The organism is Halopiger goleimassiliensis (assembly GCF_000455345.1).
Lineage (GTDB): Archaea > Halobacteriota > Halobacteria > Halobacteriales > Natrialbaceae > Halopiger_A > Halopiger_A goleimassiliensis.
On the sequence record NZ_HG315690.1, the window covers coordinates 2,684,413 to 2,704,312 of the forward strand.

The following is a 19,900-nucleotide window of genomic DNA, read 5'->3' on the forward strand; positions in this document are numbered from 1 at the left end:
CACAGCCTCTCGCATGCGGATCACCTTTCTGGGTACCGGGAGCGCGATGCCGACGGGCGAACGCTTCCAGACGGGGATCGTCGTGGCGGAGGACGACCGACGGCTGTTGATCGACTGTGGCTCCGGGGTGTTACACCGACTCCAGCAGTCCGGCGTCGGCTACGAGAACGTCTCGACGGTGTTGCTGACCCACCACCACCTCGATCACGTCGCCGACCTCCTGCCGCTCATGAAGGCGCGGTGGCTCGCCGGCGAGGACCACCTCGAGATCGTCGGCCCGCAGGGAACGAAATCCCTCGTCGACGACCTGCTGTCGGTCCACGACTACATGGAGGGACGGCTGGACCTGCAACTCCGGGAGGTCGTCGCCGGCGAGTTCTCCGTCGCGGGATTCGACGTCGCCGCCTACGAGACGCGCCACTCCCTGCCGTGTCTGGCATACCGCTTCGGCGACCTGTTTACCTTCAGCGGCGACAGCGAGGCGTTCCCCGGCCTGGCGAACTTCGCCGACGAGTCGGCGATCCTCGCCCACGACTGTTCGTTCCCCGACGACGTCGACGTCTCGAACCACCCCACGCCGGAGACCCTCGGGACGGCCCTCGCCGGGACGGACATCGGCCGGGTCTACCTCACCCACCTCTACCCGCACACGGACGGCCGGCGCGAGGAGATGCTCGCCTCGATCGGGGACCACTACGACGGTGACGTTCGCTTCGCCGAAGATCTGAAGACGGTCACCATCGACTAGCAGCGTCGACCCGGTTCGCGGAACCGGCCACTAGTTTCAGGTATTCGAGTAGATCGATAACGCAACCGATCCGGTAGCCGTACGTATCACGTTCGAAGACGTTCACACTTATGTAAGTATCCTAACAAGTATAAGCGGCCGTTTTGTAGGATCATCACAACAGCATGGTTCCCCGACGAGCAACGGAGGCGATCGAATGAGTCTGGCGGATCGGATCGCCGACGTCGTAACGTCCCACTCGAAAATCGTTCTCGTTGCACTGCTGCTGACGACCGCACTCGTGGGTGCGGGAATGCCGATGGTCGACGACGACTCCTCGCTCGACCAGTTCGAGAGCGAGTCGCCGGAAGCACAAGCCGCCGAGGAGATCGACGACCGGTTCGGCAGCGAGGCACGCGAGAACACGACGTCGATACAGTTGATCCACCGCGGCGACGCGGCAGAGGTCAACGTGCTCGACCGAGAGGGGTTGATCGACTCCCTCGAGTTCCAGCAGACGCTGCGGAACAACGAGTCGATCGACGAGACGCTGGTCGAGGAGGACCCGATCACGGGCGTCGAGAACATCGTCGCGATGACCGCCCACACCCAGCAGCGAGTCGCCGAACTCGAGAACCGCAGCGAGGAACTCGCCGAGGAAGGTGAGGAACTCCAGGCTCTCGGGGAGGAACTGGCCGAACGCGGCGAGGAACTCGAGGAACGCGGCCAGGAACTCGCCGAGCGCGAGGCCGAACTCGAGGCCCGTAGCGACGCGCTCGAGGCCGGGATCGACGAGGCCCGGGACATCCAGCGCGAGTACGAGGAGTTGAACGCGACGACCGACGAGGACGACCCCGAGTACGAACAGCGGGCCGCCGAACTCGAGGCCGCGTTCGACGACCTGATCGAAGAGACGACCGAAACGGCCGACCTCGACGAGGAGCAGGCCGCCGCGTACGAGGAGCGGGTCCAGCAGGCCCGCGCGATCGAGGCGGGGCTGTTCGAGATCGAGCAGGCGACCGACGACCCCGAATCGGTCCCCGAGTACCAGGAACTGAACGAGGACCTCGAGGGCGTCTACACCGCCGCGACGATGGGCGTCCTCCAGGAGGAGTACGAACAACTCGAGTCGGACTTCGAGGCGTTCGAGGAGGACCAGCAGACCCTCGAGGAGGAGCGAGCGGAACTCGAGGAGCGGCAGGAAGAACTCGAGGACGCGCAAGCGGAACTCGAAGACGACTGGGCGGCACTCGAGGCGGACGACGAGGACGACGAAGGACTGTCGCTCGAGGAACAGATCGAGACGCTCGAGGAGATAGACGACGAGGCGTTCGAGGACGCGCTCGAGGCGTCGCTCTCCGAAGGCGACGACGAGGGCGAGGACGGGGCCGCTCTCGCGTTCATGCCCTCGGACTTCGAACCGGGATCGACCGAGGCCGACGCGCGGATGACCGTGATCAGCCAGGAGATCGCGGGCGACGCCGCCACGGAGATGGGGGCGACCGACGACGAAGGCGTCCTCGAGACGCAACTCGACGTCCGCGACCTCGCCGTCGAGCACGACCACGAGTACGTCGTCTTCGGCGTCGGCATCATCTCCGACGAGATCGACCGCTCGATGGGCGATAGCCTCGCGATCGTCGGCCCGCTGGCGCTGGCGTTCGTCGTCGCCGCGTTGCTGATCGCCTACCGCGATCCGCTGGACATCGTCCTGGGCGTGGTCGGCATCCTCGTCGTGTTGATCTGGACGTTCGGCTTCATGGGCTGGACGGGGATCGCGTTCAACCAGATGATGGTGGCCGTCCCCGTGTTGCTGATCGGGCTCTCGATCGACTACGCGATACACGTCTTCATGCGCCATCGCGAACAACGCGAGGTGCTACGCACCTCGGAAAAGCAAACGGGGAGCGAGGTGACCCGTGAGCAGCGCGACCCCGATGAGACGACGGACACCGTCCGCGGCTCGATGACCGTCGCCCTGGCCGGCGTCGGGGTTGCGCTGGTCTGGGTCACCGCGACGACCGCCATCGGCTTCCTGGCGAACCTCGTCAGCCCCATCGCCCCGATCCGGGAGTTCGCGATCGTCAGCTCCGTCGGCATCGTCACGGCTCTGATCGTCTTCGGGGCATTGATCCCCGCCGCCAAGGTCGAACTCGACGCCCTGCTCGAGCGCTGGGGGTTCGACCGGCACAAGCGGGCGTTCGGGACCGGCGGCGGCCGGTTCAGCGACGTGCTCTCGGTCGGCTCCGTCGCGGCCAGGAGAATCCCGCTCGTGTTGCTGGTTGCCGTCCTCCTGCTGACCGCGGGCGGCGTTTACGGTGCCAGCCAGGTCGACACCAGCTTCGAGGAGGAGGACTTCCTCGCCGAGAGCCCGCCCGAGTGGACCGAACACCTCCCCGGCGGGATGAGTCCCGGCGAGTACCAGGCCGCCGACGACCTCGAGTACGTCAACGAACACTTCCAGCGCGACGACCTCCAGGCCGAGATCCTCGTCGAGGGCGACGTCGCCGACGGGGACGTCCTCGATCGACTCGCCGACGCCCAGGGGGAGGCCGCCGACAGCCCGGTCGCCTACACGACGGCGACCGGCGACGCGGACGTCGAGGGGCCACTCGCCGTCATGAACGAGACCGCGGCCCGCAACGACTCGTTCGACGAGCGCCTGCGCGCCGCCGACACGACCGGCGACGGGATCCCCGACGAGAACGTCTCCGCCCTGTACGACGAACTGTTCGAGGTCAACGAGGAGGGCGCGAGCGAGGTGCTCAACCGAACGGACGACGGGACGTACGAGGCTGCACGCCTGCTGATCGGCGTCGACGGTGACGCTACGTTCGGGAACGTGACGGCGGAGATGCGCGACGTCGCGGCGACGATCGACGACGACGATGTCGGCGACGAGAGAGCCGACTGGGCGAACGGCCAGGACGACGGGACGGCGGACGATGACGACGGCGCGGCGGCCGCCGGCGGCGTCAGCGCCATCGCGACCGGCGACCCGATCGTCAACTACATCGTCGAGCAAGATCTGTTCGATACGGTCATTCAAAGCCTCGCCGTCACGCTCGTGGCCGCGTTCGTCTTCCTGACGGTGGCCTACTGGATGACCGGCAACGGGGCCGCGCTCGGGGCCGTCACTCTGCTGCCCGTCGCCTTCGCCGTCAGCTGGATCCTGGGCACGATGTACCTGCTCGGGATGCCCTTCAACGTGCTGACGGGGATGATCACCAGCCTCACCATCGGGCTGGGCGTCGCCTACAGCATCCACGTCAGCGCCAGGTACACGCTCGAGCTCGAGCGCCAGGGCAACGCCTGGGCGGCGATGCACACCACGGTCACCGGAACCGGCGGCGCGCTGCTCGGGAGCGCGGCGACGACGATCGGCGGCTTCGGGACGCTCGCGTTCGCCATCCTCCCGGCACTCCGGCAGTTCGGCATCATCACCGCACTGACGATCGCCTACGCGTTCGTCGCGAGCGTCGTCGTGTTGCCGACCCTGCTCGTGCTCTGGACGCGGTACTTCGGGCCGGACGTGTCGTTCGACGTCGGGACGGACCGACCGGCTACCCCGGCCAGCGACGGCGGGGTACCCGCTGATCCCCCGGCGGAGTCGGAGCGAACGCCGGACGACGCGGACGATGTCCAGGGAGGTGACCGCGAGTGACCGACGACGCGACCGACCCGACGGAGGTCGAAGCCGTCGAGGCCTTCGAACGCCTCGGGCTGACCAGCTACGAGGCGAAGGTCTTCATCGCGCTCCACCGGCTCGGCTCGGGCACCGCACGGGACGTCTCCCGGGTCGTCGACGTTCCCCGCTCGCAGGTCTACAGCGTCGCCGAGAGGCTCGCCGAGCGCGGTTTGCTCGAGATCCAGCAGTCGAGCCCGATCCGCTACCGGCCCGTTCCCATCGAGGAGGCGCGGGCGACCATCGAGGAGCGGTTCGAACGCGAGCGCGAACGCGCCTTCGAGTACGTCGACGCGGTCCGTACGGACCCGACCGGCGAGGAGGAACGCGAGGACATCTGGACGGTCCGCGGGACCGACCGCGTCACGGACCGAGTGGTCGACCTCTGCTCGCAGGCGGAGGAGCGGATCGTCTTCGGAACCCGCCTGCCGGAACTCGTGACCGACGCGATCGAGCGCACCCTCGAGCGCCAGGCCGCGGCCGGTCGCACCGTGGTCGCCGTCTCGCGCGACCAGGCGGTTCGCGAGCGAGTGAGCGCGCTCGAGGGAGTGGTCGTCGAGTCGTCGCCGGCCCACCGCGAGGGCGACGACCGATCGGGCCGGATTCTCCTGGTCGATGACGACGCCGTTCTGCTGAGCGTCGTCGACGACGACGGGAGCGAGACGGCCATCTGGAGCGCCGGCTCGCTGTTCGCCAGCGTCCTGATCCAGCTCATCGAGGCGAACCAGCAGGTTCGCGAGTCCTGATCGCGCTCGATCACCGACTAGCCAGGTGCCGACGCCTCAGGAGTCGCCCCACGCGTCGGGCCACAGTTCGGCCGCACGCATGCCCGACTCGAAGTCCTGTTCCTGCAGTCGCTCACGGAGGCGGTTCGCCTCGAGTCGCTCCACGCTCGTATAGGTCAGTTCGGCGACCAGCGTGGCCGTCAGCACGGCGTGTTCCCGGAGGTTCCGGGGGTCGACCTTGTCGCGGGTATCCGCGGTGGTGTGACCCCAGCCACGCCCGCGCTCGCGACCCTCGGGGGGTTCGCTGTGGAGTTGCAGCGCGGGCACCCCGTTCCGGAGGAACGGCCAGTGGTCGCTGAACGGATGCGGGTCCGGATCGACGGCCAGCGGCTGTCCGAGCACGTCGGTGACGCGTTCGGCGAGGGCCTCGAGATCGTCCGAGGCGTGGGTCAGCGCCCGCAGGTTCCGGTACCGACCCGCGCCGTCGACGTTGACGACCGCGCGGACCGCCTCGAGATCGAGTTCGTCGGCCAGCGCCTCCGCGCCGAGCAGGCCGATCTCTTCGCAGCCGACGCCGACGATCCGGACCCGACAGTCGAGGGCGTCCTCGATGGCGGTCAGGACGTTCACCGCGCCGACGACGGTCGCGATTCCACAGCCGTTGTCCAGTGCACCCTCGGTGATGTCGTGGGCGTCGTAGTGGGCCACGACGACGACCTCCTCTTCGGTGTCGGCATCTCGCGGGCGCTGCCCGCTCGAAGACTCCGAGGCGCGCGACGCCTCGCTACCAACGGTCCCGTGGACGTTCTGGCTCGTCCCCGGCTGGGTCCGCGCGTCGACGCGGATGCGGGCGCGGGCGTCCCGGTCGGCGTACTCCCGGAGCCAGTCGCCGGTCTCGCTGCTGACGCCGATCCCCGGAATCGCGGCTTCGGTGTCGAACTTCAGCGCGCCCGTCGGCGGCAACTGCCCGTCGACGTGGTTGGCGAAGACGAACCCGGTCGCGCCGGCCGCGATGGCGTGGCCGAACTTCTCCATCCGGTGGACGAACCGCTGGCCCGGCGGCGTCGTCGTGCTCGCGATGGCGACGGCACCTTGCAGGTCGGCGTTCTCGATCTCCTCGGGCGTCCCGTAACCGACGTCGACGAGCGGCCCCTCGACGTCGCCCGCCGGCGAGTACGGCAGCGCGATCGCCTCGAAGGACCGATCGACGTCGCGGCCGTCGTCCGCCTTCGCGTCGCCCTCGAGCACGGCGAACTCCGTCGACCCCCGCTCCCAGTACTGCATCTCGAACTCCCGAATCTCGCGGTTCTCGAGGCCGGCGTCGGCGAACGCCTCGCGAACGATCTCGGCGGCCCGTCGCTCGCCGGGCGAGCCGCCCATCCGGTGGGGGAGTTCGGTCAACCGGGTCAGCAGTCGCCAGGGACGGTCGTCGGTCCACGCGCGGCCGATCGCCGACTCGAGGTGTCCGTCGGTCGTCACGGCGATGCTCCGTTCGGTCGACCCGCCTTCGTCCATACGCGTACGTAGCCCTCGCGGCCGGATAGGCTATGGGGTGTCACGCGGCAGGGACCGTCCCCGCCGTCGCGTGAACGCGTCGTCGAAAACGGATATCCTTATGACAGTTCGCTGACCTCGTTCGTGCAGAGATGGGGCGACTCCGAATCGCGATCGGAACGCTCTCGGTGCTGCTCCGCGCGCCGTGGACGCTCCTGTATCCACTCGCCGTGCTGGCGTTCACCGTCGGGCTGCTGTGTGGGGTGGTCGGGGCCGTCGGCTGGACGTTCGTTCGGCTGCTCTCCGGGGAGCTGTCGACCGGCGGGAACGTCCTGCTCTCGACGGCCGTGGTCCTCGGCACCGTCGCCTACTTCGTTCTCGTTCCGATCGTCCTGGTCTTCCTGTTGAGTGCGTTCAGTTACGAGGTGTCGTCGGTCTACGAGCGAGGATTCGCGGTCCCGGGTTCGGGCCTCGTGGTCGCGGCACGACGCGTCCGGCTCGTGATCGCTGCCGCCGTGTTGACCGGCACGAGGATGGGTGAATCCCACCTGCCGGCGCTGGGCCGACTCGCGGAACTGGTCGATCGGCCGGCAGGAGGACCGACGTTCGTCGCCGCCTTCGTCTTCGCGGTCATCGCCGGTGCGACGGATACCTCGTCGCTCGCCGCCGCCTTCGACGAGTTTCGGGCGGGGCTCGAGGCACGACTCGAGCGGACGACGGTCGAACCGATCCGGGTCGACGCCGTCGTGGGGGCGATCGGAACGGTCACGATGATACTGGCCGGGGGCCTGCTCGCGCTCGAGTGGTTCGACCTCGGCTCGGTCAGCGTGGGTCCGCTCGGGACCGTCGGTCTCGCCATCGTCACCGTCGCCGCGGGAATCCTGGCGATGTTCGTCGTCGCGATGATCGGGTACGTCGTGCTCACGACGGCGATCTACCGGGCTGCAATGGGGGACGAGACGCCGCTCGTTTCCGATCCCAGCCGGCTCCTTCGGTCCTGACCGGGGGGTCGATCGAGCACCCTGTGTGGGTTCGTCGTTCGACACGCTTTACCACTCCGAATTCGAACGACCCCCCATGAGTTCCGTTCCCGAACGCTCCGAGATCGACGACGAGTACACGTGGGATCTCGAGAGCATCTACGCGACGGACGACGAGTGGGAGGACGCCTACGAGCGCGTCGCCGACCGGATCGAGGACCTGGCGGCGTACGAGGGTCGGGTTACCGACGACGGCGAGACGCTGCTCGAGGTCTTCGAACTGTACGAGGAGATCATGCGGGAGGTCTCGACCGTCGCGGCCTACGCCCGGATGCGCCGCGACGAGGACACGACCGACCAGCACTACCAGGCGCTGACCGCCCGCGCCCAGTCGCTGGCTGCGGACGCCCAGTCGGCGGCGTCGTTCATCGAACCCGAACTCCAGGAACTCACCCGCGAGGAGTTCGACGCGATGGTCGAGGCGGTGCCGGAACTCGAGACGTACGATCACTACGTCGACGACGTGTTGCGGATGAAACCCCACACGCGCTCGGCGGAGGTCGAGGAACTGCTGGCGGATCTGAGCGAGGTGACGGGGGCGGCCGGCGACGTCTACACCATGCTCTCGAACGCGGACATGGAGTTTCCCGCCGTGGAGGATAGCGAGGCGCAAAGCGCCTCGGACGAGTCGAGCGGCGACGAGCCGCGAGACAGCGGGGGCGAACCGGTCCGGATCACCCAGAGCAACTTCACCAACCTGCTCAAGCGGCCCGACCGCGACTTCCGAAAACGGGTCTACGAGGCCTACTTCGACGAGTGGGAGTCGATGCGCAACACGGTCGCGACGGCCTACAAGAACAGCGTCAAGGCCGACGTGAAACTCGCCCAGGCACGGGACTACGATACCGCCCGCGAAGCCGCGCTCGACGGGCCGAACGTCCCCGTCGAGGTCTACGACACTCTCGTCGACACCGTCCACGACGAACTCGACGAACTCCACCGCCACGCGGAACTCAAACGCGAGGCCCTCGGTGTCGACGAACTGCGGATGTGGGACCTCTACATGCCCCTGACCGGCGACGAGGGGCCGGACGTCGAGTACGACCGGGCGACCGAGTACGTCGTCGACGCGCTCGAACCGCTCGGCGAGGAGTACCAGTCCCGCGTCGCCGAGGGCCTCGAGTCGAACTGGGTCGACGTCTACGAGAACGAGGGCAAACAATCCGGCGCGTACTCCGGCGGCACGTACGACACCCAGCCGTTCATCCTGATGAACTACCAGGACGACATCGCCTCGATGTACACCCTCGCACACGAACTCGGCCACTCGATGCACTCCGAACTGACGAAGGAGGAACAACCCTACGTCTACTCGGACTACGAGATTTTCGTGGCCGAGGTCGCCAGCACGGTCAACGAGGCCCTCCTTACCCAGCACTTGCTCGAGACCGTCGACGACCCCGAGTTCCGCAAGCACGTCCTGAACGAGTTCCTCGAACGGGTCCGCTCGACGCTGTACCGCCAGACGCTGTTCGCCGAGTTCGAACACGAGGCCCACCGCCTCGAGGAAGCGGGCGAACCGCTCACGGCGGACCGACTGGACGAGGTTTACCGCGACCTGAAGGCGACCTACTACGAACCCGCCGCCATCGACGACCGGATCGCCCGCGAGTGGATGCGCATCCCGCACTTCTACCGGGCGTTCTACGTCTACCAGTACGCGACCGGCATGTCCGCCGCGCTGGCGATCAGCGACCGCATCTTCGAGGAAGGCGAAACGGCGGCCGAGGATTACCTCGCGTTCCTCCGGCGCGGCTCGCGGGAGTACCCGCTCGAACTGTTGCGGATCGCCGGCGTCGACATGAGCAGTTCGGAGCCGATCGAACGCGCGCTCGGTACGTACGGCGACCGACTCGACGAGATGGCCGATCTGCTCGGCTGAGTCGACGCGGGCGCTGCGCGTTCGCACTCCTGAGGGGTTCCGCGCCGGTACCGCCGTGAACGGAGCGGACGATACCGACCGGCCAGCGGCACTCACCCGCTCCCGTCAGGCCAACCGCGACCGTTCGGTCTGGGCCACCCATACCGACTCACCCACCTGTAGGTGGTCCTCTCGGGCGTAGCGGTCGGAGGATCGGCGTCGCGGAAGTCTCGTCGTGGTTCGATTACCCGCGACTCGATACGCCGCTCGAACGTCGCGTGCCGGTTATCGGATACCCCGCTTTCGCAATCATCGGTCGGATCCGACGAGAGACCCTCGTTGCAATACCTTTCCGTTAGACATCTGTAACTACCATCCGTTCTTATAGAATAATTTACATTTGGTGGCGGAATCTGGTAGGGCGTATCATGGAACTGGACAAACGGGACTTCCTGAAAGCGATGGGTGGAATCGCGGCGTTGACGACGGCCGGATCGGCCGCGGCTCGATCCGACACGCAGCCTGGCGGCGAGTTCGAACTCGAGGAGTTCGCGAGAGCGTATCTCGAGAACGACGACGTCCTCGATAATCGGGAACTCGAAACGCTCCTCTATCAGTTGGAGAGCGAACACCCGGAACTCGTCACGGTCGACCAGTTCGGACGATCGAACCAGGGCCGACCGCTGTACGCTGTACACGTCGGAAAAAAGAAGCAAAAGAACCCGGGTGTCATGGGTATCGCCCAACAGCACGGCGACGAGTACTTCATGGCCGAGGGACTGCTCGCGGTCGCGCAGTTTCTCACCAGTGGTGATCCACGCGCCGAGCGCATCCTCGAGAACCGATCGGTCCACCTCGTGCCACGGGCGAATCCGGACGGTTTCGTCGTTCCACACCGGTACAACGTCGATCCGGAAGCACCCGAAGACGATCCGGAGAGCGGTATCTTCCAGGGCGGGTCGGGAATTTTCGCGGCCAGCGAGCCGGGTGTCGGCTGGGACGTCAACCGGTACAACCGACACGATTGGACCCAACACGAACTCTACCAGAACTTCCCCGACGAGTATCCCGAAAATCCGGTCCCCGAAGCCGTCGCCGTCCACGAGTTGATGGCCGACGTCGATCCGGAGTGGGTCATCGACTTCCACCGAATGGGGAGTTTCATGGTGGATTACGAGTCCGAGTGGCCGGGTCCCGAGTGGGCGCGCGACGATACAGACGACGATTCGGCGGACGAACCCGTCGGGTTCGTCCCGCCGGATCCGAACGACCCCGGCGACGGCTTCATCGGAACCGGCGCGATGCTGTGGCCGCTCCACGAGGACGTCGATCCGGAGATTCGTGAACTCTCCAAGCAACTGGTGGTAACGATGCGCGACGAACTGATCGACCTCGATACCGAGTTGCGACGCGTGGAATACGCGCGGTATCCCGGCGGTACCTACGGCGGGATCGCCAGGAACGGCCACGCGTTAGCCGGCTACGGCAGCGTTCTCGTCGAAGTCGCGGGTGGAACGCTCGGCGATCGCATCTTCCGGGCGCGACAACCGTTCGACGCGATGTTGGCAGCGGCGGAAGCGAGCGCCGACGGATCGCTGTACACCGTCGATGCTGACCGCGTCGACGAACTTCCCGAAACGGGCAACAGCGTCGGGATAGAAGACGACTGAGCAGAGAGACGGGGGGCTCTCCTCGCGGACCGGGACGCAGCGCCGACTGCCCGGCCGAGAGAAAACCGACCGGGACCCAAAGGCACATTTATCGTCGGGGACTTATCGGAGCACGTCAGGATGTCTCGAAGCCCGTCTCTCCCCGACCGACCTCATCGCGATATCGATCCCGACCTGCCGGACGACGAACGGCTCGAGGCGCTACGTGACCACTTCGCGGACCTCGTCGACGTCAGCCAGCAGCTGGAAGAACAGCTCGAGGAGGCCGAAGACCGTCGCCAGCGTCTTCGAGAGCGAGTCGACAAAGTAGAACGCGAGAACGAGACGCTCAAGAGTTCGTCGCTGTACATCGCGACCGTCGAGGACGTGATGGACGACGGCGAAGTCGTCGTCAAACAGCACGGCAACAACCAGGAAGTACTCACGGAGGTCTCGCCACGGATCGCCGACCGCGTCGACCCCGGCGACCGGGTCGCGGTCAACGACTCCTTCGCGATCCAGCAGGTACTCGACACCGAGACCGACGCCCGGGCCCAGTCGATGGAGATCACCGAACGGCCCGAGGTGTCCTACGCGGACATCGGCGGCATCGACGACCAGGTCCGCGAGGTCCGCGAGGCCGTCGAGCAACCGCTGTCGGAACCGGAGGTGTTCGAGGAGGTCGGTATCGAACCCCCGAGCGGCGTCCTGCTGTACGGCCCACCCGGGACGGGCAAGACGATGCTCGCGAAGGCCGTCGCCAACGAGACCGACGCCACCTTCATCAAGATGGCCGGCTCCGAACTGGTTCGCAAGTTCATCGGCGAAGGGTCCCGCCTCGTCCGGGACCTCTTCGAGATGGCCCGCGAGCGCGAACCCGCCATCATCTTCATCGACGAGATCGACGCCATCGCCACCACTCGCACCGAGTCCAAGACCTCCGGCGACGCCGAGGTCCAGCGCACCATGATGCAGCTCCTGTCGGAGATGGACGGCTTCGAAGCCCGCGGCGAGATCCGCATCATCGCCGCGACCAACCGCTTCGACATGCTCGACCGCGCCATCCTCCGACCCGGTCGGTTCGACCGCCTCATCGAGGTGCCCGAACCCGACGAGGAAGGCCGCGAGCAGATCCTCGAGATCCACACCCGCGACATGAACGTCGCCGACGGCGTCGACTTCGCGGCGCTGGCCGCCGAGACCGAGGGCTACTCCGGGGCCGACATCGAGAGTCTCGCGACGGAGGCGGGCATGTACGCCATTCGCAACGACCGCGACGAGGTCCACCACGAGGACTTCGTCGACGCCTTCGAGAAGATCGAAGCCGACGACTCGAGCGACGTCATCTCCTCGGCGGGCTACTTCTACCAGTAGTTAGCAATAGGACTTCGGTATTCGGATCGCTTCGTGAAGATCGCGTTCAGTAAAGGGTGTGTAGGTGTCGTTTCGTTCATTACCTCCCAGTCTGCGGTGGCGCGTGCTGTCGAGCGGCCGACCGAGAGGGAGGCCGCTCGATGAAACCGCGCGAGGTCTTCGTGAGCAGAGCGAACGAAGGCTTGTCAGAGCTCGCTCTGACAGTGGATGAGCGACCAACGGGAGCGAATCGGTTGGGGAGGGAGTGGCAACTCCCCGTGTCCACGATAGCAGAGCACTCCGTTTCGCCAAAATCCGCTACGAACCCGCCGATCAATACGCACGTATACTGAACGAACTACCCGCTTCAGTGTCCAGTAATCCGCATCGATGGATCGCAACGCCTTACGCCGTCCGGGCCCGAGCGCGAGTATGAGCACGATCCGAGTCGTCTGGGGGACCGCATCGGCCCCCACGGCGATGGCCTCCTACGACGCCGCACTCGCCGAGGCCGGCGTCGAGAACTACAACCTCGTGACCGTCTCCTCGGTGATTCCCGAGGGCGTCCCCGTCGAACCCGTCGGCACCGCGCCCCACCTCGGTCCCGTCGGCGGGCGACTGACCGTCGTCGAAGGCCGGGCGACGACCGCCGACCCCGGCCGCGCGAGCGCCGCACTCGCCTGGGCTCGAGCGCCCGAAGAAGGACCGGGACTGTTCTACGAAGCTGCCGGCGAGATGGACTGCGAAGCCGCGGAGCGTCGCGTTCGCGAGGGACTGGCCGCGGGGCAGGACCTCCGGGACTGGGAGTTCGGCGACGATCACACCGTGGTCGAGAGCAGCCGGGCAGAGTCGGGATCGTACACGACGGCGCTCGTCCTCGCCGTCTACGGGGACAGTGAACCGATCGTTTGATACGGCCTGTTGTACGTCAGTTCCGGTGCAACCGCCGTCCGGGTCGCAGTTGCGTCGGGAATCGTTATTCCGTATGACCCGTCCCTGTGAGAGAGTTGCACGGAAAGCGAACCCTTTTGACTCGCCGGCCCGTGCTATCCAGTACACACTTCTCATGAACGGAAATACGCCGTACGCAGGACTCCCCGGAGAGACGACGGCCGGTCAGCGAGCCGCGGCGGACGTTCCGACCCTCTCGAGTTCCCAGAAACGGCTGCTCAACCGCGACGTCTCCCGACTCGCCGCCCGTACCCGCGAGTTCCTCCCCGACGAGTACGTCGTCGACGCCGACGTCACGACCGGCATCTCCGGCCCGCAGGTTCGCGTCGCCGTGCGCCCGCCGGTCGGACACGCCGTTAGCGCCGGCTTCTCACCCGACGTGGACGCCGCCGACGACGAGGTCATCAGCGACGACGAACGCTCCGAAGTCGCCCGGGGTCTGGCCGCCAGCGCCGCCCTGCAGGTGAAACAGGCCGTCGGCGACGACGTAACGCCCACCGCGAAGTAACGGCCGGCTCGCGTTTTCACGCCGCCTCGACTGCGTGCAGCGCACCCGACTAGCCCGGCGTACGGATTCGGTCTCGGGCACGTTTCACGGACGTCGGTAGAGCACAAAACTCATGAGATTACCTCCGAACTCCGAACTATGTCCCTCCACCGCCCCCGGCTGGCGTGTTGGTTGCTCGTCGTCCTGGGCGTCGTCGGGCTGTGGGCAGCGGCCGGCGTCGCCGGCTCCGAGACGACCGCCCTGTACCAGTACACGGCATACGAGGTGAGCCACGACGGCGACGAACTCGTGCTGACCGACGACGGCGAGCGGCGACGCCACGTCACCGTCGACGTCGACGAGAACGTCGTCTGCCTGCCGTCAACGACCCGTGACTGCAATCTCACTCGACAGGAGTTCGACGGCGAGATTACTTCCACCGGCGTCGGCTCCACGTTCAGCCACGCGTACCTCGACGGCGAGTTCTACCGCCTCGAGGCCAACATGAGCGACGACCTCGAGTTCTGGTACGCCCACACGGAGCCCGAGACGGCGTTCGACCAGCTCGCGATAGCGGACGACCGGCTCGTCGACGCGGAACGGAAAATCCTCGCGGAGGGCGACGCGATCACCAGGGACCCGATCCCCCACGCGAACCGACTCCTCGAGTCCGACGGTGACTACTACACGATTCAGCGGAGCGGATTCAAGGAGTTCCACGACGGCGGCTCGTTCTGTAGCTCGAGCGCCGACGGCTTCTGTGCAGCGGCCGATACCGTCCGACGAATCGACCGGCTCACCCGATACGGCCTCGGCGGGCTCGGCCTCCTCGGCATCGGCGTCGGAGGGGTCGGTCTGGTCCGATCGTTTAGATCGTAGCGAGCCGACGATGGGGGCGCGGTCTCGAGCCCGTAGTCGCCCCTAGTACAGCAGTTGCTCGAGTTGATGCGCCCGCCGCTCGAGGTCGATCGCCGGCTCGACGGTCGGATCGGCGACCAGCCGGTCGATCACGAGCAACGGATCTGCCCCCGCGCGTTCGGTCGCCCGGAGTAACGACTCGATCGCCTCGCGATTGGTCGCCAGCGAAGACGCCAACCCGAGCGCCAGCGCGAGCGGGATCGCCCGGTCGGGCTTGGTGGGAAAGGCGTCGCTGACGCGCGAGAAGTCGGGAGCTGCGCTCCCCCCGGCGTCGTCGACCGCCTCGAGCGCGAGACAGTCGGGACAGAACGCGACGACGGCAGCCTCTCCGGGTGCGTACTCGCGATAGCTCTCGGGAACCGAAAGCAGAAGGGGATCGGAACCACACTCGGGACAGGCCATCGGCGAGACCGACGCGGGAGCGTTACTGGTTCGCGGCCGGGGACTGTGCGGCGGTATCCGGCTGGACGTCCTCGAGGTCGTCCTGTGCGGCCTCCGCCTCGGCGATTTCGGCTTCCTCCTCCGCCTTGCGCCGTTCTTCTTTCTCTTCTGCTTCCTTCTTCTCCTTGATCTTCTTCAGACGGAACGTCTCCTCGCGTTCCTGCTCCTCGAGTTTCTGCTCGATGTACTCCTGGCTCTCGTAGAGTTCCGGCAGGAGCTTGAACTCCAGGGCGTTGACGCGGCGTTTGGTGGTCTCGATCTCGCGGAGCATCTTCTTCATCGCCGTCTCGACCTCGGCGGCGAGGATGATGCTCTCGAGGAGGTCCTCGTAGGCCTCGGCGGCCTCGTCGATGCGGGCGGAAGTGCCCATGATCCCGTAGCCGCGCTCGTCTAAGCTCTTGGAGACCCGCGAGGACTCGATCTGCGGGACGACGACGCCCATGATGTTCTTGGACTCGGTCGTGATCTCGGGGTGTTCCTGCAAGGCGGCCGCGGCCCCGCGGACCGCGACGTCGCCCTCCATGGCGCGGGCCATGTTGATCTTCTTCTGGGCCTGTTCGTAGTCGTCGGCCAGATCACCGCGGACGTCCTGGGCCTTGTCCAGGATGTCCATGAACTCCATGATCAGCCCGTCCCGTTTCTTCTCGAGCGTGCCGTGCCCCCGCTCGGAGAGTTCGATCCGGTCCTCGATCTCCATTAGGTTCTTGCGGGTGGGCTTGACGTCCTTGGCCATCTTGGCCGGGTGTAACGCCCCCAGTCGGATAACTGTTTACAGTTTCTGTAGCGTCCCGGGGCGACCGGCCGCCAGTTCGTCGCTGGTCGATACTAGAGTCCCTATCGGAAAAAGCTATGAGCGTGACATGTGAATAGAGAGGTATGAACCGAGAGGACTACTTCGTCTTCGCCGTGCTCGCCGCGACGCTTTTGCTGTCAGCGATCGGGGTCGTAACGCTGTATCCCGTGACCAGTGTCGCCGACGCGGCGTTCGTCGTCGCGGTGTTCGGATTCTCCGGCCTGGCCGTCGGTCTGCTGTTCGTCAGCGCGGTCTGGCCCGAGCGGTTCTACCGCCTGCGGCGGGTCTTCGGGGGGTGAAGACGCCCCGACGGATCTCCTCGCGACAGTCGGGCGATCACTCGAGGACGTGAATCCGCTCTGCATCGATCGACAGCGACAGCCGCTCGCCCGTTCTGTAGTCGTCGATCCCGTCCACGCGCAGGGTGACCTCCGTCCCGCCGGCCAGCGCCGCGGTGAGCTGGGTTCGATCCCCGAGGTAGGTGACGCCGGTCACCTCGGCGTCGATCGGTCCCTCGCCGACGGTAAACGCCTCGGGGCGGGCCGCGACCGTCACGTCGCCCGACGCCGACGCGTCGAGGTCCAGTTCCGCGAAGCCGAGGTCGACCCGGCCGTTCGCGGCCGTCCCCTCGAGCAGCGTGGAACTGCCGACGAAGTTGGCGACGAACTCGTTTTTCGGCCGGCGGTAGATCTCCGCGGGCGTCCCGACCTGCTCGACGCGGCCGTCCGCGAGGACGGCGATCCGGTCACACATCGCCATCGCCTCCGCCTGGTCGTGGGTGACGTACAGCGTCGTCACCTCGAGGTCGGCCAGCAAGTCCCCGACCTCCTCGCGCAGGCGGGTCTTCAGCTTCGCGTCCAGGCCCGTCATCGGCTCGTCCAGCAGGAGGACGTTCGGCTCGATCGCCAGCGCCCGCGCCAGGCCGACGCGTTGTTGCTGGCCGCCCGAGAGCGTCGTCGGCCGGCGGTCGGCCAACTCCCCGATGTCGAGCAACTCGAGCAGTTCGTCGGCGCGTGCGTGGCGCTCTGCCTCGGGTACGTCGCGCATCTTCAGCCCGAAGGCGACGTTCTCGCGGACGCTCATCGTGTCGAAGAGGGCGTAGGACTGGAAGACCAGGCCGACGTTGCGCTCCTCGGGCGGGACGTGGGTGACGTCGGTCCCGTCGAACGTGACGCGACCGTCCGTCGGCGTCTCGAAACCCGCGATCGTTCGGAGGGTCGTCGTCTTTCCGCACCCGGAGGGACCGACGACGCCCAGTATCTCGCCGTCGCGGATCGTCAGGTCGACGCCGTCGACGGCGAGTTCGTCGCCGTAGCGTTTCGTGATCGACTCGAGGGCGACGTCGCTCACGGGCGATCACCCCGGGTCGACGGCCCGACGGGACGGGCCGGTGGATAGACGGTCTGCGTGCGGTACGCCTCGAGCGTCGTGGTTCGAGCGTCTCGGAACGAGCGCGTGTCGTGGTTCATCGTCATCGTCGTGCGGTGGTGAATCCCCTGTTGCCGATCAGTTGCAGCGCGACGATCGCAGCGACGACGATCAGGAAGTAGACCGAGACCGCCGCCGCCGACTGGAGGTAGGTCGCGTTCGAGATGTTCCGGTAGAGGAAGATCGCGAACGGGTCGGGGTTGCCGCTGGCGACCAGGTAGGTGAAGTTGAACTCCGCGGCCGCGAGCGTCCAGGTGATGATACAGCCGGCCATGATCCCCCGTTTCGCGTGGGGAAGAACGACCGTCAGTACGGCCCGCGGCCAAGAGGCCCCGAGCGACCGGGCGCTCTCCTCGAGGCGGACGAGATCCATCGACTGGAACGAACTCTGGACCGTCAACACCATGTACGGCGACTTCAGCAGGCAGTAGCCCGCGATCAGCCCGAGCGCGGAGCGGCCGTACTCGGGGTAGGTCTGGACGAACGCGATCGCGAGGATCAGTCCCGGCACGAGCGGCAGGATTGCGATCGTGTTGAGCCACTCCTTGGCGTAGAAGTCGTATCGCGCGAGCGCGTACGCGACGGGGACGCCGACGATCACGTTCAGGACCATGCCAGCCGTTGCGACGGCGATGCTGAACGTCAGCCCGGGAATCGCGTTGGCCTGGACGCCGTAGTCGCCGAAGCCGAGCACCCGCTGCCAGTGCTCGAGCGTGACGAACCCCCGCGGGAGGACCCCGGTCGCCGACTCGGCGAACGAGGAGACGAAGGTGACGACCACGGGGACGGTCAGGAACGCGACCACGAGCGCGACGACGGCGACGACGACGGGGCGACCGACGAGCGTCGAGAGCGCAGCCCCGGGGCGGGTCCACGCCCCTCGAGTGTGCTCCCGCGTCGGCGTCGCGGTGGTCGTCGAACCGCCGTCCGGTCGTGGCGCAGCCGACTGGTCGGCCGTCCGCTCCTGCGGGTCGCTGGGTGGGGTGTCGTCGCTCATCTCAGATCTCCACCGCGTCCGAATCGACGAAGCGCAGTCCGACGAACGTGAACGCCACGATGAACGCCACGTAGACGATGCCGATCGCCGCCGCAACGTCGGGCCGGTGGGAGCCGACGCTGATCTCCTGGTGGATCTGCAGCGTGACGACCCGGTGACTCTGGAGGATCAGTACCGTGCCGAAGATCGCCAGACCCGAGCGGAAGGTGAGGATCACCGCCGCGACGATTCCGGGTCTGATCTCCGGCAGCGTCACGTGGTAGAAGGTCTCCCAGCGGCTCGCCCCGAGCGCGCGGGCGGCCTCTTCGGCCCGTTCGTTGACCTCGGCGTAGGTCCCCCGGAGCACCATCGTCGCGCGCGGGACCAGCGAGTAGACGTAGCCGAGAAAGAGGCCGGTGATCGCCGTCGCGCTCGCCAGATCGATCGCGCTCTCCCCGGTCGCGACCGCGACGACGTTCGTCACCAAGCCCTGTCGACCCAGCAGGACGATCATCAGCGAGGCGACGACGATCCCCGGGAGCGCGATGGGGAAGGAGACGGCCGCGACGATCAGTCGCTGGAACGGCAGGTCGTACTTCTCGAGCGCGTGTGCGACGGCGACGGCGAGCGCGACGCTGACGAGCGTCGCCAGGCCGACGAACCACAGCGTGTTCCAGGCGACCCACAGGTAGGTCGAGTCCGCGACGAGCGTCCGCCAGGCGTCGAGCGACCATCCCTCCATCCAGACCGTATCCTCGGCGACGCTGATCCGGACCAGCGTCGACAGCGGGACGAACCCCGCGACGGTCGCCAGCACGAAGAAGGGGAGACAGGCGATGGCGATGCGGCGTCGTTCGCGTTCGCGTTCGGTCGTCGGCCGGACGGTCGTCGCCACCAGCGAGACCAGTCGTCTGACCGACCCACCGGTCGATTCGGGCGCGCCCATGCGTGGTCACTGAGCACCCTGCAGCGGCGTTCGCTCGACGAGTTCCTCCTGGATCGACTCCTGGGTGGCGACCAGTTGCTCCTGGTCGACGGTGAACCCGGCGTCGTCGTACTCCGACTGATCGGGGAACTCGTCGGGCTGGTCGAGTTCGTCCGCCCGGATCGGCCGGACGTAGGCGTCGAAGAACAGTTCCTGACAGTCCAGGCTCAGCACGTAGTCCATGAACAGCTTGGCCGCCTCGGGGTTCGGAGCGTCCCGCAGGAGGGCGTAGCCGTAGGGGACGGTCATCGCCCCCGGCTCGCCGTTCGGTCCCGTGAGAACCGTCACGTCGATCTGATCCTCGTCGAACTCGTCGTTGTTGTACTTCAAGTTCAGCCCCGTGTAGTCGTACTCGACGACGGTCGAGATCTCGCCGCTGGTCATCGG

Annotated in this window: 18 protein-coding genes; 11 read left to right on the forward strand and 7 right to left on the reverse strand. The window is 66.8% G+C overall.

Annotation, left to right across the window (positions count from 1 at the left end):
- Nucleotides 1-13 precede the first annotated feature (13 nt).
- From TX79_RS13180 to TX79_RS13190, 3 genes are all read left to right on the forward strand, one after another.
- Complete coding sequence (locus TX79_RS13180) at nt 14-748, forward strand: MBL fold metallo-hydrolase (RefSeq protein ID WP_049927900.1); 735 nt, start codon at nt 14-16, stop codon at nt 746-748.
- A gap of 196 nt (nt 749-944) precedes the next feature.
- Nucleotides 945-4,391, forward strand: coding sequence for an MMPL family transporter (locus tag TX79_RS13185; RefSeq protein ID WP_049927901.1), 3,447 nt, complete (start codon nt 945-947; stop codon nt 4,389-4,391).
- A complete protein-coding gene (locus TX79_RS13190) occupies nt 4,388-5,158 on the forward strand; it encodes a TrmB family transcriptional regulator (RefSeq protein ID WP_049927902.1) in 771 nt (256 codons plus the stop codon). The genes TX79_RS13185 and TX79_RS13190 overlap by 4 nt, the downstream gene beginning before the upstream one ends.
- A 36-nt stretch (nt 5,159-5,194) precedes the next feature.
- On the opposite strand, the gene TX79_RS13195 is transcribed toward TX79_RS13190, so the two are convergent.
- Nucleotides 5,195-6,652, reverse strand: a complete 1,458-nt coding sequence (locus tag TX79_RS13195) for a M28 family peptidase (protein WP_049927903.1) — start codon at nt 6,650-6,652, stop codon at nt 5,195-5,197.
- Between the two features lie 131 nt (nt 6,653-6,783).
- Between TX79_RS13195 and TX79_RS13200 the strand changes: the two genes are divergently transcribed.
- The 7 genes from TX79_RS13200 (at nt 6,784) to TX79_RS13230 (ending at nt 14,851) form a co-directional block, all read left to right on the forward strand.
- Nucleotides 6,784-7,632, forward strand: a complete 849-nt coding sequence (locus TX79_RS13200; protein ID WP_049927904.1) for a hypothetical protein — start codon at nt 6,784-6,786, stop codon at nt 7,630-7,632.
- Between the two features lie 76 nt (nt 7,633-7,708).
- Nucleotides 7,709-9,553: an oligoendopeptidase F gene (pepF, locus tag TX79_RS13205; RefSeq protein WP_049927905.1), complete on the forward strand. Its 1,845-nt coding sequence runs from the start codon at nt 7,709-7,711 to the stop codon at nt 9,551-9,553.
- A 407-nt stretch (nt 9,554-9,960) separates the two neighbouring features.
- Nucleotides 9,961-11,202, forward strand: a complete 1,242-nt coding sequence (locus TX79_RS13210; protein WP_049927906.1) for a M14 family zinc carboxypeptidase — start codon at nt 9,961-9,963, stop codon at nt 11,200-11,202.
- 120 nt (nt 11,203-11,322) lie between these two features.
- Nucleotides 11,323-12,555 (forward strand): proteasome-activating nucleotidase Pan2, encoded by a 1,233-nt coding sequence (gene pan2 / locus TX79_RS13215; protein WP_049927907.1) that lies wholly within the window; start codon nt 11,323-11,325, stop codon nt 12,553-12,555.
- Between the two features lie 411 nt (nt 12,556-12,966).
- On the forward strand, nt 12,967-13,446 hold the full coding sequence (locus TX79_RS13220) for a pyruvoyl-dependent arginine decarboxylase (RefSeq protein WP_049928399.1): 480 nt from the start codon (nt 12,967-12,969) through the stop codon (nt 13,444-13,446).
- Nucleotides 13,447-13,600: 154 nt separating this feature from the next.
- Nucleotides 13,601-13,993 (forward strand): DUF5811 family protein, encoded by a 393-nt coding sequence (locus TX79_RS13225; protein ID WP_049927908.1) that lies wholly within the window; start codon nt 13,601-13,603, stop codon nt 13,991-13,993.
- Nucleotides 13,994-14,131: 138 nt separating this feature from the next.
- Nucleotides 14,132-14,851, forward strand: coding sequence for a hypothetical protein (locus TX79_RS13230; protein ID WP_049927909.1), 720 nt, complete (start codon nt 14,132-14,134; stop codon nt 14,849-14,851).
- Nucleotides 14,852-14,893: 42 nt separating this feature from the next.
- Here TX79_RS13230 and TX79_RS13235 read toward each other — a convergent pair whose 3' ends face one another.
- Complete coding sequence (locus TX79_RS13235) at nt 14,894-15,292, reverse strand: DUF6276 family protein (RefSeq protein WP_049927910.1); 399 nt, start codon at nt 15,290-15,292, stop codon at nt 14,894-14,896.
- 22 nt (nt 15,293-15,314) lie between these two features.
- Nucleotides 15,315-16,064, reverse strand: coding sequence for a V-type ATP synthase subunit D (locus TX79_RS13240; RefSeq protein ID WP_049927911.1), 750 nt, complete (start codon nt 16,062-16,064; stop codon nt 15,315-15,317).
- A 143-nt stretch (nt 16,065-16,207) separates the two neighbouring features.
- Between TX79_RS13240 and TX79_RS13245 the strand changes: the two genes are divergently transcribed.
- Nucleotides 16,208-16,423: a hypothetical protein gene (locus TX79_RS13245; protein ID WP_049927912.1), complete on the forward strand. Its 216-nt coding sequence runs from the start codon at nt 16,208-16,210 to the stop codon at nt 16,421-16,423.
- A 37-nt stretch (nt 16,424-16,460) separates the two neighbouring features.
- Here TX79_RS13245 and TX79_RS13250 read toward each other — a convergent pair whose 3' ends face one another.
- From TX79_RS13250 to TX79_RS19885, 4 genes are all read right to left on the reverse strand, one after another.
- Nucleotides 16,461-17,474 carry an ABC transporter ATP-binding protein gene (locus TX79_RS13250; RefSeq protein WP_049927913.1) on the reverse strand — a complete coding sequence of 338 codons (1,014 nt, stop codon included), beginning with the start codon at nt 17,472-17,474 and terminating at the stop codon, nt 16,461-16,463.
- A gap of 121 nt (nt 17,475-17,595) precedes the next feature.
- On the reverse strand, nt 17,596-18,549 hold the full coding sequence (locus tag TX79_RS13255; RefSeq protein WP_049927914.1) for an ABC transporter permease: 954 nt from the start codon (nt 18,547-18,549) through the stop codon (nt 17,596-17,598).
- 1 nt (nt 18,550) lies between these two features.
- Nucleotides 18,551-19,474, reverse strand: coding sequence for an ABC transporter permease (locus TX79_RS13260; RefSeq protein ID WP_049927915.1), 924 nt, complete (start codon nt 19,472-19,474; stop codon nt 18,551-18,553).
- Between the two features lie 6 nt (nt 19,475-19,480).
- Nucleotides 19,481-19,900 (reverse strand): extracellular solute-binding protein (locus TX79_RS19885; protein WP_230198577.1); only part of this gene is annotated, 420 nt, incomplete at its 5' end.